General features: G+C 72.5%; 20 protein-coding genes. 11 read left to right on the top strand and 9 right to left on the bottom strand.

Going from position 1 to position 23,888, the window contains the following annotated elements:
- Positions 1-81: 81 nt before the first annotated feature.
- Positions 82-1,122, bottom strand: a complete 1,041-nt coding sequence (locus tag OG928_RS19935) for a hypothetical protein (protein ID WP_406285622.1) — start codon at positions 1,120-1,122, stop codon at positions 82-84.
- Positions 1,123-1,300: 178 nt separating this feature from the next.
- Between OG928_RS19935 and OG928_RS19930 the strand changes: the two genes are divergently transcribed.
- Positions 1,301-2,047, top strand: a complete 747-nt coding sequence (locus tag OG928_RS19930; RefSeq protein WP_406285620.1) for a 3-keto-5-aminohexanoate cleavage protein — start codon at positions 1,301-1,303, stop codon at positions 2,045-2,047.
- Positions 2,048-2,263: 216 nt separating this feature from the next.
- Here the strand turns inward: OG928_RS19930 and OG928_RS19925 are convergent, their stop codons facing one another.
- The 3 genes from OG928_RS19925 to OG928_RS19915 form a co-directional block, all read right to left on the bottom strand.
- The gene (locus OG928_RS19925) at positions 2,264-3,022 is read right to left on the bottom strand and encodes a maleylpyruvate isomerase family mycothiol-dependent enzyme (RefSeq protein ID WP_406285619.1); all 759 of its coding nucleotides are present in this window, start codon (positions 3,020-3,022) and stop codon (positions 2,264-2,266) included.
- Between the two features lie 108 nt (positions 3,023-3,130).
- Positions 3,131-4,444: an MFS transporter gene (locus OG928_RS19920; protein ID WP_406285617.1), complete on the bottom strand. Its 1,314-nt coding sequence runs from the start codon at positions 4,442-4,444 to the stop codon at positions 3,131-3,133.
- 96 nt (positions 4,445-4,540) lie between these two features.
- Positions 4,541-4,972, bottom strand: coding sequence for a MarR family winged helix-turn-helix transcriptional regulator (locus OG928_RS19915; RefSeq protein WP_406285615.1), 432 nt, complete (start codon positions 4,970-4,972; stop codon positions 4,541-4,543).
- 91 nt (positions 4,973-5,063) lie between these two features.
- Here OG928_RS19915 and OG928_RS19910 point away from each other — a divergent pair, with 91 nt between their 5' ends.
- Complete coding sequence (locus OG928_RS19910; protein WP_406285613.1) at positions 5,064-7,421, top strand: AfsR/SARP family transcriptional regulator; 2,358 nt, start codon at positions 5,064-5,066, stop codon at positions 7,419-7,421.
- 317 nt (positions 7,422-7,738) lie between these two features.
- Here OG928_RS19910 and OG928_RS19905 read toward each other — a convergent pair whose 3' ends face one another.
- The gene (locus OG928_RS19905) at positions 7,739-9,202 is read right to left on the bottom strand and encodes an NCS2 family permease (protein WP_406285611.1); all 1,464 of its coding nucleotides are present in this window, start codon (positions 9,200-9,202) and stop codon (positions 7,739-7,741) included.
- 177 nt (positions 9,203-9,379) lie between these two features.
- Between OG928_RS19905 and OG928_RS19900 the strand changes: the two genes are divergently transcribed.
- Complete coding sequence (locus OG928_RS19900) at positions 9,380-10,141, top strand: hypothetical protein (RefSeq protein WP_406285610.1); 762 nt, start codon at positions 9,380-9,382, stop codon at positions 10,139-10,141.
- Positions 10,142-10,187: 46 nt separating this feature from the next.
- Positions 10,188-12,533, top strand: coding sequence for a cation-translocating P-type ATPase (locus tag OG928_RS19895; protein ID WP_406285607.1), 2,346 nt, complete (start codon positions 10,188-10,190; stop codon positions 12,531-12,533).
- A 30-nt stretch (positions 12,534-12,563) separates the two neighbouring features.
- Here OG928_RS19895 and OG928_RS19890 read toward each other — a convergent pair whose 3' ends face one another.
- A complete protein-coding gene (locus OG928_RS19890) occupies positions 12,564-15,638 on the bottom strand; it encodes a sacsin N-terminal ATP-binding-like domain-containing protein (RefSeq protein WP_406285605.1) in 3,075 nt (1,024 codons plus the stop codon).
- A gap of 213 nt (positions 15,639-15,851) precedes the next feature.
- Between OG928_RS19890 and OG928_RS19885 the strand changes: the two genes are divergently transcribed.
- Positions 15,852-16,109, top strand: a complete 258-nt coding sequence (locus tag OG928_RS19885) for a hypothetical protein (RefSeq protein ID WP_406285603.1) — start codon at positions 15,852-15,854, stop codon at positions 16,107-16,109.
- 124 nt (positions 16,110-16,233) lie between these two features.
- Here OG928_RS19885 and OG928_RS19880 read toward each other — a convergent pair whose 3' ends face one another.
- Positions 16,234-17,085, bottom strand: a complete 852-nt coding sequence (locus tag OG928_RS19880) for a DUF3027 domain-containing protein (RefSeq protein ID WP_406291084.1) — start codon at positions 17,083-17,085, stop codon at positions 16,234-16,236.
- 134 nt (positions 17,086-17,219) lie between these two features.
- Here OG928_RS19880 and OG928_RS19875 point away from each other — a divergent pair, with 134 nt between their 5' ends.
- From OG928_RS19875 to OG928_RS19860, 4 genes are read left to right on the top strand one after another with little or no spacing between them, the layout of a single operon-like run.
- Positions 17,220-18,836: an MFS transporter gene (locus OG928_RS19875; protein ID WP_406285602.1), complete on the top strand. Its 1,617-nt coding sequence runs from the start codon at positions 17,220-17,222 to the stop codon at positions 18,834-18,836.
- A gap of 10 nt (positions 18,837-18,846) precedes the next feature.
- Positions 18,847-19,299, top strand: a complete 453-nt coding sequence (locus OG928_RS19870) for a DUF2771 domain-containing protein (protein WP_406285600.1) — start codon at positions 18,847-18,849, stop codon at positions 19,297-19,299.
- Positions 19,300-19,302: 3 nt separating this feature from the next.
- Positions 19,303-19,962 carry a futalosine hydrolase gene (locus tag OG928_RS19865; RefSeq protein ID WP_406285597.1) on the top strand — a complete coding sequence of 220 codons (660 nt, stop codon included), beginning with the start codon at positions 19,303-19,305 and terminating at the stop codon, positions 19,960-19,962.
- Positions 19,959-20,795, top strand: a complete 837-nt coding sequence (locus OG928_RS19860; protein ID WP_406285595.1) for a 1,4-dihydroxy-6-naphthoate synthase — start codon at positions 19,959-19,961, stop codon at positions 20,793-20,795. The genes OG928_RS19865 and OG928_RS19860 overlap by 4 nt, the downstream gene beginning before the upstream one ends.
- Before the next feature lie 232 nt (positions 20,796-21,027).
- On the opposite strand, the gene OG928_RS19855 is transcribed toward OG928_RS19860, so the two are convergent.
- Positions 21,028-21,411 (bottom strand): cold-shock protein, encoded by a 384-nt coding sequence (locus OG928_RS19855; protein WP_406285593.1) that lies wholly within the window; start codon positions 21,409-21,411, stop codon positions 21,028-21,030.
- Between the two features lie 203 nt (positions 21,412-21,614).
- Here OG928_RS19855 and OG928_RS19850 point away from each other — a divergent pair, with 203 nt between their 5' ends.
- Entirely contained in the window at positions 21,615-21,851 is a 237-nt protein-coding gene (locus tag OG928_RS19850; protein WP_406285591.1) for a hypothetical protein, read from the top strand.
- Between the two features lie 36 nt (positions 21,852-21,887).
- Here the strand turns inward: OG928_RS19850 and larE are convergent, their stop codons facing one another.
- Entirely contained in the window at positions 21,888-23,324 is a 1,437-nt protein-coding gene (larE, locus tag OG928_RS19845) for an ATP-dependent sacrificial sulfur transferase LarE (RefSeq protein WP_406285589.1), read from the bottom strand.
- A 297-nt stretch (positions 23,325-23,621) separates the two neighbouring features.
- Between larE and OG928_RS19840 the strand changes: the two genes are divergently transcribed.
- Positions 23,622-23,831 carry a hypothetical protein gene (locus OG928_RS19840; RefSeq protein WP_406285586.1) on the top strand — a complete coding sequence of 70 codons (210 nt, stop codon included), beginning with the start codon at positions 23,622-23,624 and terminating at the stop codon, positions 23,829-23,831.
- Positions 23,832-23,888: the final 57 nt, after the last annotated feature.

The following is a 23,888-nucleotide window of genomic DNA, read 5'->3' as shown; positions in this document are numbered from 1 at the left end:
TCCGAGTCCGCAGCGCATGACGCGCCGCCCCGGAGCCGACCCGGTTCCGCGGCGGCGCGCCGCCGTTCGGCCCCTCCCGGTTCAGCCCTTCCGGCCGCCGAGCTTGCGGTACGCGACGAACAGCACCACCAGGCCGGCCACCGCCAGGAGGCCGGGGCCGTAGGTCTTGGCCTGGTCGGACGTGGACTTCGAGTCGCTCCCGTCACGCGCGCCGGCGCTCGAACCGTCCTGCCGCGGGTCGGACTTGCCGTCGCCGGCGGGCGCCGCGCGCACCGAGTCCGGGCGGTTGTCGCCCTTGAGGTCGACCCGGCGGATCTGGCTGCCCTTGCCCTCGCTGCCGAACAGCAGCTCCTTGCCGTCCCTGCTCCACGCGACCGACTCGCCCTGACGCTGGATCGGCACGCTCACCCCGTCGAGCTCCTTGCCGGGCGCGGAGTACACGGTGGCCGAGAAGTAGCCGCGCAGCACGAAGCGCGAACCGTCCGGCGCGAACGCGCCGTCGGTGACCGTCGAGCCGCCCGAGGAGATCCGCGTGAACGTGTTGATCCCGCCGGTGGTGAGCTTCGCCGGCTGCTCGTACAGCCCGCCGTCGGACTCCTTGCTCGCGATGTAGAGCTTGTTCGTGCGCGGGTCCATCATCAGTGCCTCGGCGTCGCGCGGGCCGTTGTCGTACTTGACCCGGAATTTGGTCGCCTTGACCGTCGCGTCGGCGAGCGTCGCGGGCTCGGCGAAGCGGTAGATCCACACCTCGGGCCACTTGCCGTGCAGGTTGTCGCCGATGTCGCCGACGAAGATCGCCGGGTTGCCGGCGTCGTCCTTGCCGATCGTGATCGCTTCCCAGTCCCGCGCGTCCACGCCGGAGAGGGTGATCGTGGCCTTCGTACTGCCGTCCTTGCCGATCGCGTAGACCCTGGGCGAGTCCGAGCTGTCGTTGTGCGTCCAGTAGACGTCGGGGTGCAACCCACTGGCGACCAGACCGCTGGACTCGGTGATCCGCTCGTCCTTGATCGTGAGCAGCACGTCGGAGTCGGCCACGGCCGACGCGGGCACCGCCAGGGTCAGGGCAACGGCCGCCGTCAAGGCGCCCGACGTGCGCAGCCACCCTCTTGTCGCGCGCTTCACGCGTACCGCCGTGTCATGTGCCCAGCCTGCCGGCCCGGCGACGGTCCTGTCCGAGCCCGTGTTCGACCCCGCACGAATCCCGGACCATATCGAGACAGCTCGGCCGAATCCATTGCGGTTTGCCGCCATTCGGGGATGGGATGGGGGCTCGTGCGACGACGGCATCCGGAGTCCTCCCATGACACTGATCAAGGCTTGTCTGAACGGAACGCGGCGACCGGAAGAGCACCCCGCGCTACCCCTGACGCCGGCTCAGATCGCGGCGGACAGTCGAGCCGCAGTCGCCGCCGGCGCGTCGATCGTGCACGTGCACCCGCGGGATCGCGGAGGCCGCGAGACCCTCGCGCCGGACGTGCTCACCGCCGTGGTCCGGGCGATCCGCGGCGCGGCGCCCGGGGTGCCGATCGGCGTCAGTACGGGTGCCTGGATCGAGGCCGACCCCGCCGCCCGGCTCGCGGCGGTGCGCTCGTGGACGGTGCTGCCCGACCTCGCGTCGGTGAACCTGTCCGAGGAGGGGTCGATCGAACTCGCCTACGCGCTCGCGCACCTGGGCGTGGGGGTCGAGGCGGGGGTGTGGACCGAGGCCGACGCGGAGCGGCTGGTGGAGCACGACCTCGCGGCGGTCTGTACCCGCGTCCTGATCGAGGTCGAGGTCGGCGAGCCCGCGGCCGCGCTGGCGGAGGCGAACCGGATCCAAGCCGTGCTCGACCGGCACGGCGTCGCGGTGCCGCGGCTGCTGCACGCCGCGAACGCGTCGGCGTGGCCGGTGCTCGACGCGGCGATCGCGGCCGGTCTGGACACCCGGATCGGGCTGGAGGACACGCTCTACGACCCACAGGGCCGCAAGGTCGCGGGCAATGCCACACTCGTGCGGATCGCGGTGGATCGGGCCCGCGCGGCCCGCCCGGCCGGCAACGCGCACTAGCGCGTTTCTTCGAGCCTCCATCGGTCAACGCATCAGCGCGCCGATGATCACGGCGATGAGCAGCAGGGCCAGGGTGGCGGTGACGACGCGGGTTCTGGTGCGGGGATTCACGCCCCAGAGCCTACGCGGCGGGTCCGCGCGGCCGAATTCCGGCCATGCGCACCCGCCGCGCGGGAGGCCCCGCCCGGGAGATTCCGGTGGATCAGGCCGCGTCCATCACACCATCGAGGCCGCGAGGCGGCGCCGGAAGGCCGCGAGGACGGTCCGGTCGCCGGTGCGCGAGACGATCGTGCCGGGCCTGCGGCCCCACAGGTAGAGCAGCAGTTCGTCGGGTTCGCCGCTGACCGCCGCGTCCGCGAAGCCCGGGTCGCGCGACATCGTGATGCCCGACCGGTGCATGGTGAGCCGCCAGTGGTGCCGGTTGCTGTGCACGCCGATCGTGCGACCGGTCGCGCCGTCGCGCGCGTGCCCGTCGTAGTGGGTCGGCAGCAGTACGGTCAGCACCTCGTCGATCCCGTCGAGGGCCTGTTGGCTGTCGAGCGGGCCGGGCGTGCCGACGGCCATCTCGATGTCGGCGCGGTGCACGGCGGCCTCGCGCGCCATCCTGCGGAACAGGAAGCCGGCGGTGCCGGGCTCGGGCCCGTCCCCGTCGGCGGGATCCACCACGCTCGGGTCGAATTCCTCCCCTTCGATCGGATCCAGCGGGCTTCGCCCGGCCATCTCGCTCGCGAGTTCCGCGTGCGCTCGGGTGTACGTGTCGAGCAGATCCCCCTTGCTCGCGTCGCCCGCGCTCGGGCGGCGCGCCGGGCGAAGCTGCCCGGTGGCGCTGGTGTACATGACCACGGAATGTCGTACGACGTCGGCGACCGTCCAACCCGGACAGGACGGTACCGGCGCGTCCATGTCCGTGACGGCCGCCTGGCCCAGGCGAAGACCCTCCGCCTGGAACAGGTGCTGGAACCGCACGTAGTCCATGTGTCGAGGATTCCAGCGTTCCGGGTCGAGTGTCGATGGTCTGGGTCACCCGAGGGCGTGAATCCTGCGACAAGAACCACCCTGTCGCACACCCGTGCTGACGCTCTATCAGGTCTTGACCACGGGATTGCCGAACTCGGACCGTGTCGGCGCGACAGCCCCGTCGGCGGACCCGACCGGCCGCATCGCCCGGACCACCGTGCTCGGCCGCAGCCGAACCCCCGCGTGCCGCGCGAGCAGGACGCCGACCACGAGCGCGGCGGCCAGCGAGATCAGGCCGCCCACGAGCAGACCCGTTCGCGGTCCGAAGCTCTCCGCGAGCCAGCCGGTCAGCGGGCCGCCGAGCGGCGTACCGCCCATGAACACCAGCATGTAGATGCCCATCACCCGGCCGCGCATCGCCGGGTCGCTGCCGAGCTGCACGGTCGAGTTCGCGGCCGTGTTGAAGGTCAGACCGGCGATCCCGATCGGCACCAGGATCAGTGCGAAGCTCCAGAACCCCGGCATCAGCGCGGCGATCGTCTCCAGCAGGCCGAACGCGATCGCGGCGGCCACCAGGACCCGCAGCCGGGTGGGGCCGCGCCGGGCGGCGAGCAGCGCGCCCGCGAGCGAACCGACCGCGAACACCGTGTTCAAGAGTCCGAACGAGCTCGGTCCGGCGTGGAAGACGTCGTTGGAGAAGGTCGCGAGGGTGACCGCGAAGTTGTACCCGAAGGTGCCGATGAAGCCGACCAGGGCGATCGCCACGAGCAGATCGGGCCGGCCCCGGACGTACCGGAGTCCTTCGCGCAGTTGACCCTTCTCGCGCGCCACCACCGGCATCGTGCGCAGCTCGGCCTCGCGCATGGCCAACAGGCCGAGCAGGACACCGATGTAGGACACCGCGTTGACCGCGAACACCCAGCCGGTACCGATCGCGGTGATCAGCAGGCCGCCCACCGCGGGTCCGACGATCCGGGCGAGCTGGAAGTTGGCCGAGTTCAGGCTCACCGCGTTGGCGAGGTCCTTGCGACCGACCATCTCGATCACGAACGCCTGGCGCGCGGGATTGTCGACGGCGGTCACCAGGCCGAGCCCGAACGCGAGCAGCCACACGTGCCACACCTGCACGGCGTCGCTCAGCACGAGCACCGCCATCACGGCGGCGAGCAGGCCCATCGCGGTCTGCGTGCCGATCAGCAGCAGCCGCTTGCGGTAGCGGTCGGCGATCACGCCGCCCCACAGGCCGAACAGCAGCATGGGCAGGAACTGGAGGCCGGTGGTGACACCGAGCGCGGTCGCGCTGCCGGTGAGCTGCAGTACGAGCCAGTCCTGCGCGATGCGTTGCATCCAGGTACCGGTGTTGGACACCGTCTGGCCCATGGCGAACAGCCGGAAGTTGCGGTTTCGAAGTGATGAGAAGGTGCCGGCTGTCGCCGCCACGGGCTCCCCTTTCGTCGTACGGATCGGCCTGGGCCGGATGAACTCCCGTCCCTGTACGACCGAACCGCGACGCGGGGCGCCGGACTCGCACCGGCCCTACGCCTGCGCCAGCTTCTCCAGCACCGGCAGGGCCGCGCGCAACGCCTCGTTCTCCTCGGGCGTGAGCTGCGCGAGGTGTTCCGCGAGCCAGGCGTTGCCCAGCCTGCGGTTCTCCTCGACGACGGCGGCGGCGGGCTCGGTCGCGGAGACCACGACCTGCCTGCGGTCGTCGGCGTGCGGTTCACGCCGGACCAGGCCGCGTTCCTCCAGGCCGGCGATCACGCGCGTCATCGACGGCGGCTGCACCTTTTCCTGCCGGGCGAGTTCGCCCGGAGTCATGGCGCCGCGCACGACGAGCACGGTCAACACCGAGAGCTGCGTGGGGCTCAGGGTCTCGTCGGCCCGCTGGTTGCGCAGGCGACGAGAGAGCTTCAACACCGAGGCACGGAGGGCTGCCACCGTGGCGCGGTCGGGTTCGGACAGGGACACGTTCCTTAGCTTAACTCTTTACTCTCGCTAACTTCCAATGGATTCGGTCGCGGAGATATTCCGGACCCCGCTCGTGGGCCACAATCGCCCGGTGACGTTCCGCATCCTGGGCCCCATGGACATCCGCACCGCCGACGGGGATCAGGTCGCCGTCGGCGGCCCGCGTCAACGTTCGCTCCTCGCGCTCCTCCTGCTCAACGCCGGTCGTGTCGTCACCACCGAGCAACTGATCGACGACCTGTACGGGCAGGACCTGCCGACCGGGGTCGCCAACGCGCTCCAGTCGCAGGTCTCCCGGCTCCGGCGCAGCCTGCGCACCGGCGCCCGGCCCGACGGGCCGATCGAGTTCCATCCGGCGGGCTACCTACTCGCCGTCGACCCCGACGACGTGGACGCGCACCGCTTCACCCGGCTCGCCGCGGCCGGCCGCCGCGCGCTGACGGCCACCAGCCGCGAGGCGCTCGGGATCACCGGCGAGTCGCTGTGCCCACTCGCCCCGCTCGCCGTCGCGCCAGAGGACAGCACCCCCGAGGGCGCGCTCGACTACCCGGCGGTGCGGCTGTTCGTCGAGCGCGCCGCGGCGGTGCGCCCCGGGTTCACCGCGGACGCCGACACGCTCGGGCCGATCCTGCGGGTGTGCGCCGGCCTCGACGGGCTGCCGCTGGCGATCGAACTGGCCGCGGCCCGACTGCGTTCGCTGTCGATCGACGAGGTCGCGCTCCGCTTGGCCGACCGCTTCCGGCTGCTCTCGCGCGGCGACCGCACGGCGGTGGCCCGACACCGCACACTGCACGCGGTGGTCGAGTGGAGCTGGGGGTTGCTCGACGAGGCCGAGCGCGAACTGGCCCGGCGACTCCCGGTGTTCGCGGGCACGTTCACGCTCGACGCGGTGGCGGGCGTGTGCGGCCTCGATGCGGAGGACGCCGACGAACTCCTGCAGAGCCTGGCCGACAAGTCGCTCGTGGACGCCCCGGGCAACGGCCGATACCGCCTGCTCGACACGATCCGCGAGTTCTGCGCCGAGCGGCTCGCCGAGGCCGGCGAGGCCGACGCGCTGTACAAGGCACACGCCCGCCACTACGCCGAACTCGCCCGCGTCGCCGATCCGTACCTGCGACGCGCCGAGCAACTGGTGTGGCGGGACAGGCTGGTGGCCGAGCACGACAACCTGCTCGCCGCACTGCACCGCTCGGTCCGCACGAATCCCGCGCGCGCGATGCTGATGATCTCGGCGCTGACCGCCTACTGGTGGATGCGCGGACAGCGCAGCGAGGCCACCGCGCCCGCGAACGACCTGCTCGACGCGATCGGGGCCGACGCGCCCGCCCGCCTGGCACCGGCGGACGATCCGCGCGCGCTCGACGACGCGTACGTCCTGTGCGTCGTGTACGCCATGGGCGCGGCGCCCTCGATCGACGACCGGCTCCGGGCCCACGTGGAGCGCGCCGAGGCGATGATGCGCGACCGGACCGAGGCCCCCAGGCAACCGCTCCTGACCTACCTGTGGGCGATGTCGACGGGACCGAGCGACGTGGTGGAGGCCGCCGATCCGCGGACGATCGGGCCCGATCCGTGGTCGCAGGCGCTGTACCGGCTCGGTGCGGGCTACGTGCTGCTGTACGGCGGCGGCGGCTCGGCGGAGGCCGAGTCGATGTTCGAGGCGGCCGCGGCGGGCTTCCGCGGTGTCGGCGAGCGCTGGGGGCTGGCCACGTCTCTCGAACAGCTGGCCGACTTCGCCGACTGGCGCGGCGACACCGCGCGGGCGGACGCGCTGTCGGACGAGGCGCTCGACCTGCTCACGCTCCTGGACGCCGTGGAGGACACCGCCGACCTGCTCTGTCGGCGTGCGGCTCGACTGGTCCGCGGCGGCGCCTTCGACGCGGCGACCGTCGAGTACGAACGCGCCGCCGAGACCGCCCGGCGCGCGCGCACCGCGGGCGGCCTCGCGGGGGCCCGACTCGGGCTGGGCAATCTGGCCCGGCTGCGCGGGGACGTCGCCGAGGGGCATCGGTTGTTGATGCTCGCGCTCAAGGGCTGCGTCAGCGGGTGGGTGACCTCCGGCACGACGCGTGCGGCGGTGCTGGTGGCGCTCGGCCGGGTCGCCGAGGCGGAGGGCAACGCGCGCGGGGCCCGGACGCGGCATCGCGAGGCGCTCGGGGTGGTGATCGGCGGCGGAATCGTGCCGGTGGCATCGGAGGCGGCCGAGGGCTTGGCGGGCGCCGACCTGCTCGACGGCAACGGCGAGCGGGCCGCGCTGTTCCTGGGCATCGGCGCGGCGCTGCGCGGGGCGCGCGCGACCGGGGATCCGGACGTGGACCGGGTCACCGCGGGCGCCCGGGCGCTGATCGGCGACCGGGCGTTCGCGAGCGCGTACGAGCGCGGAGTCACGATGTCGCGCGAGGACGCGCTGGTCGAGTTGGGATACGTGCCGCCGGTCCCGGCCGGGTGAACGGGTCGGGCTCCGGTGGGACGGTAAGCGGCCGTAAGCGATCCATCAGGCGCTTGAGGACCCCGTGACGAGGCCACCTCAGCCCGTCCGGCGTTTGAGGACCCCGTGACAAGGCCCACACCCAGCCCGTCCGGCGCTTGAGGACAAAGGCATGGGCCGAGCCCACCCAGCCCGTCCGGCGCTTGAGGACAAAGGCATGGGCCGAGCCCACCCAGCCCGTCCGGCGCTTGAGGACAAAGGCATGGGCCGAGCCCACCCAGCCCGGCCGGCGCTTGAGGCCAAAACCAGCCCGGCCGGCGATTGAGGCCACCCCGGCCCTACTTGACCCCGAGCACCTGCTCCACCGGATCAATCGCAAAGTGCACCACGAACAACGCGGACACGACCCACAACAAAACCGGAACCTCCCGCACCTTCCCGGTCGCAGCCTTGAGCACCACGTACAGGATGAACCCCGCCCCGATCCCGGTCGTGATGCTGTACGTGAACGGCATCAGCACGATCGTCGCGAACGCCGGCACGGCCACCGTCACGTCGTCCCAGTCGATGTGCTTGACCTGCGCCATCATCAACGCGCCGACCACGACCAGCGCCGGCGTCGCCGCCTGCGCCGGCACCAGCTTCGCGAGCGGCGTGAACAGCAGCGCGAGCGCGAACAGGCCGCCCGTGACGATGTTGGCCAGCCCCGTCCGCGCGCCTTCGCCGACCCCCGCCGTGGACTCGACGAAGACCGTGTTGGACGACGCCGACGCGCCGCCGCCGGCGATCGCGCCGACCGACTCCACGGTGAGGATCCGGCCCAGCCCCGGCACCTTGCCCTGCGCGTCCAGCAGTCCCGCCTCGCGGCCCACGCCGATGATCGTGCCCATGCCGTCGAAGAAGTTCGACAGCAGCAGCGTGAAGATCAGCAGCGACGCGGAGATGAAGCCGACCTGACCGAACGCGCCGACCAGGTCGACGTCACCGATCAGCCCGAAGTCGGGGGTGTCCACCACGCCGTCGGCCTCGGGCGCGGTCAGGCCCCAGTCCGCCCGGTCCAGCCCCGCGGCGTGATGCACGACCACCGCGAGGACCGTCGACGCGACCATGCCGATCAGGATCGAGCCGGACACCTTGCGCACGAGCAGCACGAACGTGAGCACGAGGCCGAAGCAGAAGACGAGGGCCGGCCAGCCCTTGAGCGTGCCGCCGGAACCGAGCGCGACCGGCACGGTGGTGTTCGCGGCGTCCGGAACCCGGGTCACGACGCCCGCGCTGACCAGGCCCACCAGGGTCACGAACAGCCCGATGCCGACCCCGATGGCCTGCTTGAGCGCGAGCGGGATCGCGTTCATGATCGCCTCGCGCAGCCCGGTGGCGGCCAGGATCAACAGTCCGATGCCCTCCAGGACCACCAGGCCCATCGCCTCGTCCCAGCTCACCTGCGGCGCGATCTGGAACGCGACCATGGCGTTGATGCCGAGGCCGGCCGCGAGCGCGAGCGGCATGTTGCCGATCAGGCCCATCAGGATCGTCATCACCGCGGCGACCAGGACGGTCGCGGTGACCAGCTGCGGCTGGGACAGGTGCTCGTGGTACTTGTCCTCGGCCGAGGCAAGGATGATGGGATTCAAGACGACGATGTACGCCATCGCGAAGAATGTGGCGAGCCCGCCGCGTACCTCGCGCAACGGCGTGGAACCGCGCTCGGAGATCTTGAAGAAGCGGTCGAGGCCGTTCCTCGTGGTCGGGTCGACCTCGGGAGCGGTCTTGTCGGTCGCGACGGCGGCCTGCGGGGACATGCGGATCCTCGGAGCGTGGGAACGGGGAGTCGAGACACGCGCACGGCATCGGTGGGGACGTTGCCGGGAGACCTTGAAAGGGTGCCAGACGCCTACCCGAATCGGGAACCGGTCCCTCCGCACAGTCGTCGGGGCACACGCGGGCACCGAATCGGCGGCCAAGTAGCCTTGTCTTTCGTGAGCAGGCACGGGAGCGGGAAACGACGGCGTACCTCGCCGGATCCGAACGACACGGGTGCGGCGCACCCGGACGCGTCCCCGAACCCGGAATCGGGCCACGTCGACGACTCCTTCGACGCCGGCTCCTACGGCAGCGGCGAGTACGCGACGTACGGATCCGAGCCGTACGATCCCGCGGCCTACGACCCCGCGACGTACGACCCGACGGCGTACGACCCGAACGCGTACGGAACCGAGTCGCCCGAGCCGCAGCCCTCCCACCCGGGGGCGTACCGGCCCGAGTCGTACGAGCCGGAGTCCTACGAGCCGGAGTCGTACCCGCCGCCCGCGACCTACGAGCCGGAGCCCTTCGCGGCCGAGCCCTACCGACCCGAGTCCTACGAGGCGGCCGCCTACGGCGCGAGCGCGTACGACCCGAGCACCGACCCGGCGCTCGGCGGCCACACCGCCGAGTTCGCCGCGGTCGCCGACGAGCCGGACGACCCGGACGAGCCCGCCGACCGCCCCGCCGCGGCCGCGACCGCCGATCCGGGGACCGGCATGCGCCCCGCCCCGCCGCCGCTCGAGGGCGACATCATCAAGCTCGTCTCCGCGGGCAGCCTGATCTGGTTCACGCTGTTCGTCGTCGCGTGGTTCCAGCGCGACACACTCGAACAGGACGGCCACGGCTGGTGGCCGTGGTGCGCGCTGGCCGGTGCGGGTCTGGGCCTGTTCGGGCTCTGGTACTGCCGCAGGCTGCAAAACGCGCGCGAGGACTAGCAAAAATCACCGCAAAATCAGACATTAACTGACGTAGCTTCAGGGCATGATCGATGCCCCCGCCACCATCACCGGGCTGACCGCCTCGGATGTCGCGGAACGGGTCGCGGACGGCCGCGTCAACGACGTGCCGGCGCGAGCCTCCCGCAGCGTCGCGGAGATCGTCCGGGGCAACGTCTTCACCAGGTTCAACGCGATCATCGGCACGCTGTTCGTGGTGATCCTGATCGTCGGCCCGATCCAGGACGGCCTGTTCGGCCTGGTCATCGTCGCCAACACGGCGATCGGCGTCGTCCAGGAACTGCGCGCGAAGCGGACCCTGGACGCGCTGGCCGTGGTCGGCGAGGCCAGGCCGCGCGTGCGCCGCGACGGGCGGACCGCCGAGCTGTCGGCGCGCGAACTGGTCCTGGACGACGTGTGCGAACTCGGCGCCGGCGAGCAGGTCCTCGTGGACGGCGAGGTGCTGGAGGTCGACGCGCTCGAACTCGACGAGTCGCTGCTGACCGGCGAGTCGGACCCGGTGCGCAAGAAGGTCGGCGATCCGGTGTTGTCGGGCAGCTTCGTGGCCGCCGGCAACGGCGCGTTCCGGGCGACCCGGGTCGGCCGCGACGCGTACGCCGCCGAGCTCGCCGCGGAGGCCGGCCGGTTCACGCTGGTCGACTCCGAGCTGCGCAAGGGGCTCGACCGGATCCTCACCTATGTGACCTGGCTCATGCTCCCGGTCGGGATCCTGCTGATCATCAGTCAGCTCAGGACCGACGAGGGTCTGCCGAACGCGCTGCGCGGCATGGTCGCGGGCCTGGTCACCATGGTCCCCGAGGGCCTGATGCTGCTGACCTCGGTCGCCTTCGCGGTCGGCGTGGTCCGGCTCGGCCGCAAGCGGTGCCTGGTCCAGGAGTTGCCGGCGATCGAGGGCCTGGCCCGGGTGGACGTGGTCTGCCTGGACAAGACCGGCACGCTCACCGAGGGCGGCATGGACGTCGGCGAGGTCCGACCGCTCGACGCCGCGCTCCCGATCGCCGAGGCGCTCGGCGCGCTGGGCGCCGGTGACCCGCGCCCGAACGCGAGCCTCCAGGCGATCGTGGACGCCTACCCCGCGCCGGTCGGCTGGCAGGTCACCGACGTGGCGGCGTTCTCGTCGGCCCGCAAGTGGAGCGGCGCGAGCTTCGCGGACCGCGGCACGTGGCTGCTCGGCGCGCCCGACGTGCTCCTCCCCAACGGCCACCCGGTGCTCACCGACGTGGACGAACTGGGCGCGCGGGGCCTGCGCGTACTGCTCCTGGCGACCGCCGACGAGCTCACCGACGACGCCGGCACCCGGGCTCGTCCGGTCGCGCTGGTGGTGCTCGAACAGCGGGTGCGCCCGGACGCCGCCGCGACGCTGCGCTACTTCGCGGCCCAGGACGTCGCGACCAAGGTCGTCTCCGGCGACAACGCGCTCTCGGTCGGCGCGGTCGCGGCGGGGCTCGGCCTCGCGGGCGCCGACCACCCGGTGGACGCCCGCCGGCTGCCCGCGGACCGCGCCGAACTCGCCCGGGCGTTGGAGGACGGCACCGTCTTCGGCCGGGTCACCCCGCGGCAGAAGCGCGAGATGGTCACGGCCCTCCAGTCGACGGGGCACACGGTCGCGATGACCGGCGACGGCGTCAACGACGTGCTCGCGCTCAAGGACGCCGACATCGGCGTCGCGATGGGCTCGGGCAGCGGCGCGAGCCGCGCGGTCGCGCAGATCGTGCTCCTGGACAACAGCTTCGCGACGCTGCCGTCGGTGGTCGCCGAGGGCCGCCGGGTGATCGGCAACATCGAGCGGGTCGCGAACCTGTTCCTGACCAAAACCGTCTACGCGCTGCTGCTGTCCCTGCTGACCGGCGTCGTGGGCGTGGTGTTCCCGTTCCTGCCGCGGCACCTGACCCTGATCGGCTCGTTGACGATCGGCGTGCCGGCGTTCTTCCTCGCCCTGGCGCCCAACGCCGAACGCGCCCGCGCCGGCTTCGTCCCGCGCGTCCTGCGCTTCGCGATCCCCGGCGGCGTGGTCGCGGCTCTGGTCACGTTCCTGTCCTACTGGCTCGCGCACCTCGACCACGGCTCGAACCTCGCCCAGGACCGCACCTCCGCCGTGATCACGCTCTTCCTGGTCGCGATCTGGATCCTGGCGATCGTCGCGCGCCCGTACACGTGGTGGCGGATCGCGCTGATCGCGGCGATGGGCGCGGCGTTCCTGATGGCGCTGTACATCCCCTTCGTGGCCGACTTCTTCGCGCTGTACCCCCAGCACCAGGGCAACAACGGGACCGCGGTGGGCATCGCGGTGGTCGGCGCGGCGCTGCTGGAACTGGGCTGGCACGTATCGGGCTGGGTACGGCGCAGGAGGAACGGGGACGTCCGGGCGTGAGCCCGGGCCGTCCCCGCCCGTCCCGCGGACTCAGACCCCGTCGAAGTCGCGTTCGCCGGCGAAGTGCTCGGCGTTCTCCGGGTGGGTCAGCAGCTGCTCGACCTCGAACCGCCGGTGCCACTCCCCCGCCGCCCAGGCGAGCCCGCGCGCCACGCCCTCGAAGGTGGTCGCGTGCACCTGGCCGTCGACATAGCGCCAGTCCGCCTCGAGCTCGGTCTCGTTCGGCCCCGAGACGATCAGCTCCTCGTGCTCGAAGTACTCCTTGGGCGCGTCCGGCATCGCGGTCAGCACGTCGTCCGGGACCTCGTGGAGCGTGCCCTCCGAAAGCACCTTGCCGGGGATCGTCTCGGACAGCAGCGGCACGTCCAGCAGGTCCGCCAACGCCTCCGCGCGGTCCGGGCGCACCGGCAGCACCACGTGCGCCGAGTCGCCCGCGACCAGCGCCGCCAGGTCCGGCGCGTCGCCCACGAGCGCGTCCCCGATGTCGGCGACCGTCATCCGCCCGCCACTGACGCCGCGCAGCTCGGTCGGCGCGGACAGCCGCTCCTGCGCGACCTCCGCGAGCGCGGTGTACAGCGCCCGCAGCTGATCCCGCGTCACGGGCCGCTCCGGGTCCGCCAGGCGCTCCAGAAGCTCGTCCGGGCCGTCCGGGTCGGCCAGCAGCGCCGGGAGCGTCGTACGCACCCCCAGGGCCGTCAGGAACACCGGGTCCAGCGTCGCCCGCACCTCGTCGTACAGCCCGTGCAGCAACCGGTCGCCGTCGGCCGCGAGCAGCCCCGCGGGGCGCCGCCCGCCGAGCACCGGGTGCCCGCGCAGCCACCACGCCGTGTACGACGGCACCCGGGCCCGGCCGCCGTCCGGCAGCAGCACGTGCGCCGGCTCGATCACGGCGGTCCGCAACGGCGGCGTCGCGATCACCTCGAGCGCCTCGTCCCACGCGTCGTCCGCGACCAGGTCGAGGTCGCGCACGGCGGTGAAGGTCGCCAGCACCGGCGGCACGCCCTGGTCCGGCACGTGGTCGAGCACGTCGTCGAGCCAGTCGTCCTCGGCGTCGAGGTCGTGGTCGCAGCCGTCGTGGTCCAGGACCACGTCGTCCTCCTGGACCAGGCCGAACGTGCCGAGCACGCCGACCGCCTCCAGCACGTCCTCGCCCCAGCGCTCGACCAGGTCCGGGTAGACGATCCCGAGCGCGTCCGGCTCGACCACGGCCGCGATCCGGCTGCCCGGCAGCATCAACTCGCCGGCCGGGACCGCGTCGCCGTCCACGTCCGGCAACAGCAGCGCGGACAGCCACGGCTCGTCGCCCGGGCCGATCCGGGCGGCCCGGACCAGTTCCAGGATCGCCTCGGAGATGTCGTCGCCGTCCTCGCTGTCGGTCACCGCCGCGCGCACCGCCGGGTCGGCGAGCACCGCGCGCGGCGTCGCGCGGATCGCGCCGAGCCGCTCCAAGAGCGGGTGGGTCACGTCCGGGTGGGCGACCCGCAGGCGGAGCACCTCCAGGGCCGCGAGGTCGGGGCTGTCCGGGCACGGCAGCAGGATCCCGCGCGGTCCGCGCACGATCCGGCCGTCCGCGAGCGGCACCGGGAGCGCGCCGAGCGCGTCCCGCGCGGCCGGGTCGAACGCGTCGTACAGGTCCCTCCACCAGGCCGGTTCGCGGTCCATGCCGGCCAGCTGGTCGACCACCTCGGCGAGCGGCAGCCTGCGCACGCCCAGCACCCGCAGCGCGGCGCTGCGGTCGAGGCCGGCGGGCAGCAGCCCGCCGACCACCGGCGCGAGCGCGTGGACCAGTTGCGGTCCCGCGGTCTCGATCAGCACCGCGTCGCGCGGCCTGAGCAGGTCGCGATCGCGCGCGGCGGTGCCGCGGTCCAGCAGCAACGCGTCGGGGTCGTTCGGCTCGGCCTCGGAGACGGGCGCCGCGGCGGGCAGGAACGCGGTGTTCGCGAGCCGGCTCAGCACCTCGCGGCGCAGCAGCCCGTCCAGCTCGCCCTCGGCGGTGGGGCCCGGCACCAGGCTCAGGATGCCGGTGGTGGTGGTCGGCCAGCCGCCGAGCAGCGTGGCGTACACGTCGGCGGCCCGCTCGATCAGGAAGTCGCGCAGCGGCCCGGGCGCGGTGTGCCGGCGGGTCGGGTCGAGCGGGAAGGACGCCACCAGCAGCGCGGGCAGCCCGAGCGGCTCGTCGGTGGGCGTGGGCGCGTGCACGACGGGCCGTACGGACGGCCGGCGCGGATTGTCCGCGGCGTCGAGCGGGACGGCCCACAGCACCGACCACGCGGCGCGCCGGCGCTCCTCGGTCGGCCGGTCGGCGAGCAGCGCCGGCTCCAGGGCGCCGCCGTCCTGGCCGACCCACCAGCGGGTCTCGACGCCGTTGTCGGCGACCACGAGCGCGCCGCCGTCCTGGCGACAGGTGAGCGTGCGCACCCCGTCGGGGGTCTCGATCACGATCTCGCCGATCCGGCGGAGCGTGAGCAGCAGCGCGTCGTCGATCTCGGCGAGCAGGCGCGCGGCCAGGTCCACCGCGCCGCCGTCGCGCAGCGGCAGCACGACGCAGGTGTCGTAGCCCTCGGGCGGGGTCCCCTCGGCGGGCATCGGCAGTCGCAGGACCGGCACGCCGCCGTCCCGCCGGGCCAGCTCGTCGGCGAGGCCGGCGTTGCCCCGGGCACGCTCGGCGACCAGGTCGCGGGCCTCCTGGAGGGACCAGCGCGCGCCGCCGGTGCGCGAGATCACACACGGCTCGTCGCTGACCGCGAGCACCGCGGCGAAGCCGACCCCGAACCGGCCGACCGCGTCGGGCCCGTCGTCGCGCTTGGCGGACGCGCGCAGCGTGGACAGCGCCTCGACGCCTTGTGCGTGCAGCGGGTCGCCGGTATTGGCCGCGACCAGCACGCCGTCGCGCAGGGTCAGCCTGAGTCGACCGACCACCCCGGCCCGCGCGGCCGCGTCGGCGGCGTTTTGCGCGAGTTCGACCACGAGGCGGTCCCGATAGCCGCCGAGGGCGAGTTCCTCCTCGGCGTTCGCGTCCTCCCGGAAACGCGCGGGCGATGCGGCCCAGGCGTCCAGTACGGCTCGCCGAAGCGATGCGGTGCCAAAGCGGTCCTCGATGCCCATGCCGTGCGCCGTCCCTCGTTCGCGGATGTGGCCGGAACCCTATTGCGTTTCCGAGCGCGAGGCCCCTCGGCGTTCCCACCGTACGACGGGCAGTGGATCAAGTCACACCAAACCATCACAAACAACAGAGCTCCCTCCTCTAGCCGCGGTCCGTGGGACGGGAGTAGACACAGGGTCGGGGGAAACCCCCCGCAGCGACGGAAGGAGACACACGTGGCCACCTACCGCACGCAGATCCAGTACGGCGGGCCGAACGCGGACTGGCACGACGACGCGGATCTCTCGATCGTGGTTCAGAACCGCAACTCGGTGATCCCGGAGAAGGGTCGCCCGGCGACCGGCACCCAGTTGACCTGGTCCGGCCCCGAGGGCAACGCGACCATCACCTTCTTCGACGACGGCGCCGGGTTCCAGGGCTCCGCGCAGTTCCCGGGCGAGGGCCCGGTCGGCTATCGCGGCCAGGCCCGCTGACCGCGGTTCGGAACGCACCGAAGCCGCCACCGGATCGGTGGCGGCTTCGGCATGTCGGGCGTGTCGCGCAGGTCGTGCGAACACGCTGCGCGCCGGGACGTGCCCTCCGGGACACGCCCGGCGGTCAGGAGTGGCCCAGCTGGTCCTCGCCGGGCTGGAGGCCGTCCTCGTCCACCGAGCTCTCGACCGGGCGAATCCGCACGGTCTCGATCCGGTACTCGTCGAGGGACAGCTCGGCGGCGGGCGTCGCGGCGGGCATCACGGCCGCCTCGGAGTGACCGCCGCAGCCGTAGGCCAGCGAGACCATCCGACCGTCGGCCGGCGAGTACTCGTTGGCACACACTCCGAACGCCTGTCCGAGCGGACCGCCGATCTTGACCAGGAATCCACAACTCGTGCAGTGCGCCGGGGCGGCCTGGGCCATCGGCGTGGTCCGGCCGAACTGTTCTTCCCAGCGGTCTGCGGCCAGTTCGCGTCCGACCGGGGACAGGACGCGCACGCGCCCCAACCCCGACTCGTACGCGACCGCCTTGGGACCGAACCCGATCGGTTCGGTCAGTTCCTCCTCTGTCTCGTCCGCTCCGGTGTAACCGAATTCGAGACGGGTGTCGTCGGCGTCGGTGGGAAGAAGGTCGCCCACGCCGAGGTCGCCGGGACGAAGGCGCTCGTTCCACGGCACCCAGGCAGGCGCAAGCAGCGCCTCGGGTCCCGGGACCAGGACTGTTTCGTCCACGGTCACGAGCTTGGCGCGGGGCGCACGGGCAACGGTCACCGCCCAGCGCCAGCCGTGGTAGGCGGACTCGCGGCACGCGAACAGGTGGGTGACCAGGCGATCACCATCCACCTGAACACCCAGATGCTCGCCGACGGAGTCCTGACCTGCGGCTTCCTCGGCAGCAGCGAAGGCAAGATCAACCGCCTCGGCGCAGAGGCGGTCCGGGGTTCGACTACGGGTCGCGGCACTCACGAGAGTGATTCTCTCTCACGCACCGAAGGTCTTCGCCGTCGATACCCTCAAAACACGTCCGATTCCCGAACGGACGCGCGGAGCGAGCCCTTCCTGGCGTGTCGTGACCGCATCATCCGAGGGAGTGAGGGCAGGATCCCGGCGTGTCAGCCTCCAAGACCAGCACCGCATCAAGGCGCACAATTCGTGCGCCCGGCTCGGCCCGTGGGTCGTCCGCCAGGAACCGAGGTCCGGCGCGTCGCGCGCTGGGTTGGTTCGGCGGACTGTTCACCGGCGGCTTCGGAAAACTACGCGGCGCCGCCCGGGCCAAGGGGGCCGGCGAGAGCGGCCTCGCGAAGCTGATAGAGCTGCATCTGATCAACTGCGCGGGCGACGCGCTGGTGACGATGGCACTCGCGACGACCGTGTTCTTCTCGGTTCCCACCGGCGAGGCGCGCGACCGGGTCGCGATGTACCTGCTGATCACGCTCGCGCCGTTCGCGCTCCTGGCCCCGGTGCTCGGTCCGATCCTGGACCGGATGCGGCGCGGCCGACGGGTCGCGATGGCCCTGGCGATGCTGGTCCGCGTGTACCTGTGCTGGCTGATGGCCGGCTCGGTGAACGACGGCGGCCTGGAGTTGTATCCGGCGGCGTTCGGGGTGCTGGTCTCGTCGAAGGTGTACGGCGTCAGCCGCAGCGCCGTGGTGCCCCGGCTCCAACCGCGCTCGGTGTCGCTGGTCAAGGCGAACTCGCGGATCACCATGTTCGGCCTGATCGGCACGATGGCCGCGGTGCCGGTCGCGGGTGGCCTCAAGTACGCGTTCGGCACGCCCTGGATCCTGTACGGCGCGTGTGTGGTGTTCACGCTCGGCGCGGTCCTGGCGCTCACGCTGCCGGCCAAGGTCGACTCCGCCGAGGGCGAGGACCGGGCCTCCTTCACGGCCGAGGCGCCCGGCGTCGACCACGAGCGCAAGGTGTCGCTGACCAAGCTGCGGCCCGGCAAGGACGCGCCGGAGACCGAGGCGGTGCCGGAACCGGGTTCCGAGGAGACTGCCACGGAACCGGCCGAGGAACCGGCCGAGGAACCGGCCGAGGAACCGGCCGAGCCGGCTGCCGAACGCAAACCCGAGCCGGCACCCCAGCGCAAGCCCGTCCGGGTCAAGACGTCGCGGCGGCTGCGCAGCGTGGGCCCGTCGGTGGTCCAGGCGTTGTGGGCCAACGCGGCGATGCGCGGGTTCTCCGGGTTCCTGATCATGTTCTTGGGCTTCCTGATGCGCAAGCACCCGATCGCCGACCTGTCCGCCACCCAGGCGATCACCGCGGTGATCATCGCGGCGGCGGTCGGCAACGCGGTCGGCACCGGGCTCGGCGCGTGGCTCAAGTCCCGCGCGCCCGAGGCGATCATCGTCGGGGTGCTCGCGCTGTCCGCGGGGTGCGCGGCGTGGGCCGCGGTCATGTACGGCCTGGTCACGGTGCTCGCGGTCGCGACGGCGGCCGGGCTTGCGCAGGCGCTCGGCAAGCTGTCGCTCGACGCGATGATCCAGCGCGACATCCCCGAAGAGGTGCGTACGTCCGCGTTCGCCCGAACGGAGACGGCGCTTCAAGTGGCGTGGGTGATCGGCGGCGGCATCGGCATCTCGCTGCCCCTGAACGGCACGCTCGGAATGAGCGTCGCGGCCGGCGTGCTCACCTTCGCGCTGGTGGTCGTGGGCCGCAAACTGACGACTCGCCGGGCACGCCGCAAGCGGTCCCCCGGCGTCCGGCTGCGGACCGCCCGGTAATCTTCCGATCATGAAGACTCGCCGCCCTGCCGCGCTCGCCGGCGCCGCCGTCCTGGGCGCGCTCGCCCTGACGGCTTGCTCCGTCGACAAGCCCACCCCGCTCGTCACGTTGGTCGCCGGGAGCACGTCGGTCCACAGCGAGGCCGACTGCTACGACACCAAGGGCCTCGACGAGGCACGGATCGAGAAGTGCCTCGCCGACTCCAAGCCCAAGACGATCAAGGTCCCGGAGGGCAACAGCTTCTCGATCGGCGTCGACAACGACATCGCCGACACCGGTTGGCAGGTGCTGGTCAACGGCAAGGAGCAGACCGAGGCGACGATGAAGACCACCTACTACTCGGGTCTGCGGTTGTCCTACGGCGAGCCCGCCGAAGGCAGCAAGCCGCTGCCGGTCCAGATCATCGAGCGCAAGGGCGAGAAGATCCGCGGCGTCTGGACGTTCCTGGTCGAGAAGAAGTAGCTCTTGCCCATCCTGGTGATCACCGCGGTGGCCGCGGAGCGTGACGCCGTGCTCGGCGGTACGCGTTCGTGGCACGCCTCGGAGAGCACCCCCGAGCCGGCCGTGCTGGCCGTCGGCGCGGGTCCGGCCGCCGCGGCCGCCGGGACCGCCGCGGCGCTCGCGCGCGGGTCCTACGACCTGGTGGTCAACGCCGGCATCGGCGGCGGCTTCGCGGTCGCGCCGGTGGGTTCGACCGTGCTGGCGACCCGCGTGGTCGCGGCCGATCTGGGTGCCGAGACCGCCGACGGGTTCGTGCCGATCGAGGAACTGGGCTTCGGGACGAGCGCGTTCGAGGCGGACCGGCGACTTGTCACCCGCGTGGGTGACGCGCTGCGCGCCGCGGGCGTCCCGCTCGTCCTGGGCCCCGCGCTCACCGTCTCCACGGTGACCGGAACCGCCGAGCGCGCCGCCGAGCTGACGGCCGCTCACCCGGGCGCCGCGGTCGAGGGGATGGAAGGCTTCGGAGTGGCCACCGCCGCCGCCGCGTTCGGGGTGCCGGTGCTCGAACTGCGCACGATCTCCAACGCCGTGGGCCCGCGCGATCGCGCGGCGTGGCGCATCCCCGACGCGCTGCGCGCACTCACCACGGCCTTCGCCGCGCTCGAAGGGAGCCTGACGCCATGACCCTGTCGATGGCCTACTCGCCGTGCCCCAACGACACCTTCGTCTTCCACGCGTGGACGCACGGACTGATCGAGGACGCGCCGCCGATCGACGTGCGCTACGCCGACATCGACGTCACCAACGGCCTCGCCGAGCGCGGCGAACTCGACGTCATGAAGGTCTCCTACGCGGCGCTGCCGTGGGTGCTCGACGAGTACGCGCTGCTGCCGTGCGGCGGCGCGCTCGGTCGCGGCTGCGGCCCGCTGGTGCTGAGCCTGGGCGCGACCACGCCGCGGGCGCTGGCCGGCAAGGTGGTCGCGGTGCCCGGCGAACGCTCCACCGCGTACCTGCTGTTCCGACTCTGGGCGGCGCACAACGTCCCCGGCGGCGTCGGCGAGATCCGCGTGCTGCCGTTCGACAAGATCATGCCCGCGGTCCGCGACGGGCTCGTCGACGCCGGACTGGTGATCCACGAAGCCCGGTTCACCTACGAGCGGTACGGCCTGACCTGCCTCGCCGACATGGGCGACTGGTGGGAGTCGGACACCGGCCTGCCGATCCCGCTCGGCGCGATCATCGCGAAGCGCTCCCTCGACCTGCCCGCGCTGACCGCCGCCACGCGCGCGTCGGTCGAGCACGCGTGGGCGAACCCGCAGGCGTCGCGGGCCTACGTCCTCGAACACGCGCAGGAGATGGACCCGGCCGTCGCCGATCGCCACATCGCCCTGTACGTCAACGAGTTCACCCGCGACCTCGGCCCGGACGGCCACGCGGCGGTCACCGCCCTACTGACCCGAGCCGCCTCCGAGGCCCTGGTCCCACCACTCCCACCAGGCGCCCTGACCCTCCCCTAGGCACATACAACAAGCACCAAGCCAACACAACCAGCCCGCCCGGCGCTTGAGGACACCACCCCGCAACGCTCGCCGAACGCGCTACTCAACCAACACAATCAGCCCGTCCGGCGCTTGAGGACACCACCCCGCAACGCTCGCCGAACGCGCTACTCAACCAACACAATCAGCCCGTCCGGCGCTTGAGGACACCGCGCCGGCCGCCAGACCGCGCCCCCACCGCAGCGCGACGTCATGCGTCGAGTTCGTCCGCCACCGCCCGCAAGAGTTCGGCGACCTTGCCGGTCGCGCGCTTGTCGGGGTAGCGCCCGCGTTCCAGCGTCTTGTCGACGCCTTCGAGGACCTTCAGCAGGTCCTGGATGATCGAACTCATCTCGTCCGGCTTCTTGCGCGTCGCCGCGGCGACGGACGGGCGCGGGTCGAGGACGCGGAGCGAGAGCGCTTGTTCGCCCCGGCGTCCCTCGACGATGCCGAACTCGACCCGGGTGCCCGGCTTGAGCGTCTCCAGGCCCTGCGGCAGCGCCGAGGCGTGTACGAACACGTCGCCCCCGTCGTCCCGGGAGAGAAACCCGAAGCCCTTCTCGGTGTCGAACCACTTGACCTTGCCGGTGGGCACGGGAGACCTCGATCGTGTCGGGACGGCTTCGTCGGGACTTTTACGAGCATTTACCAGGCTGGGTAGGGCGCACACATCGAATCCGAGCAGGAACGCGTAGTCACCCCGTTCACCCTTCCAGGCTAATGGTCGCGTTCTCGGCCGGACATGGGGATCCCGCCCCGGGCGCGTCCGGTACGGATCGGGGCATCTACCCTGGTCACGTGTACAACGACTCCGCAGGCCCCGGCGACCGGCTCGTCCGCGTCGGCGCGGTGCTCTTCGCCATCGGCACGATCGCGACGCTCGCGACCGTCACGCCCCTGCTGATCGGCGCGAACGCGCTGCCGACGGCGGTCTATCTGGTCAGCGCGCTGATGCCGCTCGGCTTCGCGCTCGCGGGCGCGGGCCTGTTCCGGTCGGCCCGCAGCCGACGCCGGCCGGTGCCCGAGCTGCTGTAGCCGGCCCGCACGGGTCCGGGGCGATCGGGGCGCGCCTCAGCGGTACGGCTCGGGATCGGGCAGGAGCTCGTTCATCGCGCCCTCTCGATAGCCGAGCGGATCCACCTCGACGGTGGCGAAGCCCGCGTCGAGGACCGCCGCGAGGGCCGGCTCGTACGCGCCCACCGCCTTGCTCAGCGCCGCGTCCACCTCGATCCGGGCGTACTTCCCCAGGTCGCGGACCCGCAGGTTGCGCACCGGAATCCCGCCTTGCGCGAGCACAACGCGCAGCGCGGTCTCGGCCCGTTCGACCCGGGCCAGCCGGGCCGGGGTTATCCCGATGCCGAACGCGACCCGGCTGGAGAGGCAGGCCGCCGCCGGCTTGTCCCACGTCGACAGGCCCCAGTCCCGGCTCAGCGCGCGGACCTGAGCCTTCGTCAGGCCGGCGTCCAACAGCGGGGTCACCGCGCCCGCCGCGGCCGCCGCGGCGATCCCGGGTCGAAAGCCCACGCGGGCGTCGTCGGCGTTCGTCCCGGTGGCCAGGTACGCGAGCCCCGCCGCACGGGCCACCGGCCCGAGCACGCCCATCAGCTCCGTCTTGCAGAATCGGCACCGGTCGCCGTTGTTCTCGCGATAGCCCGCGTGCGCCATCTCGTCGCTGGGCACCAGCTCATGACGCACCCTCAGGTCCGCCGCGAAGGCCCGGGCGGCGTCCCGCTCGGCCGCCGGCAGGCTCGCCGAGTCGGTGGTCAGCGCGAGCACGTTGTCCGGGCCCAGCGTGCGCACCGCCGCCGCGAGCAGGAACGCCGAGTCGGCGCCGCCCGAGAACGCCACCGCGACGCTGCCGAGCCCGCGCAACCGCTCGCGCAGGGCCGCCAGTCGCAGGTTGGCGACGTGCGCGTCCAGCCAGGCCGGGAACTCGGTCAGGTCGGTCAGCACGACGTCGGCCCCGGCCGCGCGCAGGTCCTCGGCGGAGATCGGGCCGGTCGCGACACCGACCGCGATCGCGCCGGCGACGCGCGCCCCGATCAGGTCGCCGAGGTGGTCGCCGACGTACACGCTCGCGGCCAACTCCGTGAGCGCGGTGCCCTTTTGCGCGCCCCACAGGTCGCCGACCAGGTGGTCCACGGCCAGGTCGAGGTGGTCCAGGTGCAGCCGCGCGTTGGGCTCGTGCTTGCCGGTCACCACCGCCGTGCGCCCGCCGTGCCGATGCACCGCCGCGAGCGCCTCGCGCGCGCCCGGCAGCACGTCCGTCCCGCGCACGGCGTGGTGCGGGTAGATCTCGCGGTAGCGCGCCGAGACCGCCGTGACGTCGGCGGTCGGGAACCACTCCGCGACCTCTGTCTCCAACGGTGGCCCGAGCCGGGAGACCACCAGCGCGATGTCGATCGGGACGCCGGTCTCCTCGGCGAGTACGGACCACGCCGCCCCGATGCCGGGACGGGAATCGACGAGCGTCATGTCCAGGTCGAAACCAACCGTGAGGGCATTCACTCGTTCAGCGTACGACGCACGGCATTGCGGGCCGATGTCCCTCCGAGGGCAATGCCGTGAACTGGGAGTTCCTCGGCCATTACGGCGAAATCGTTGTCAAGGGCGCGTTTGAGGCGTTCCCGCCGACACATGAGGCTCGTCGGCGGCGCACGGAGACGGCCCCGGCACCCCCGGCACCCTTGCCGCCGAGTCGGCCACGCGGCCAAACCCCTAGGGGGCGATCATCCGCGAGGGGTAGCACGACGGGAGCCTCTTTGCTGACGTGCCTGTCATGTCGGCCCGCGTAGCGTCGAGGACATGAGCACGATGACGCACCTCCCCGCTCCCCACGCCCTCCGGATGCCGTCGCTGCGCGGAGCCTCCGCCACCGGCCTCCCCTTCGCCGAGATCGTCCGAGCCCGGCTGCGCAGGCCCGCGCACATGACCGCGACGGTCGCGCGCGGCACCTGGATCTTCACCGGTACCGCGGTCCGGGTGACCCTCCTCGGGCGGCACGCGGTGCCGTGACCCCGCATGGTCCGGGCCCGCCGGGGCAGACGCCCGCTCAGGGCACGAACCGAACCC

Source organism: Embleya sp. NBC_00896 (assembly GCF_045207785.1).
Classification (GTDB): domain Bacteria; phylum Actinomycetota; class Actinomycetes; order Streptomycetales; family Streptomycetaceae; genus Embleya.
The sequence above is the reverse complement of the archived record's forward strand: the minus strand, read 5'-3'. Positions and strand labels throughout refer to the sequence as shown.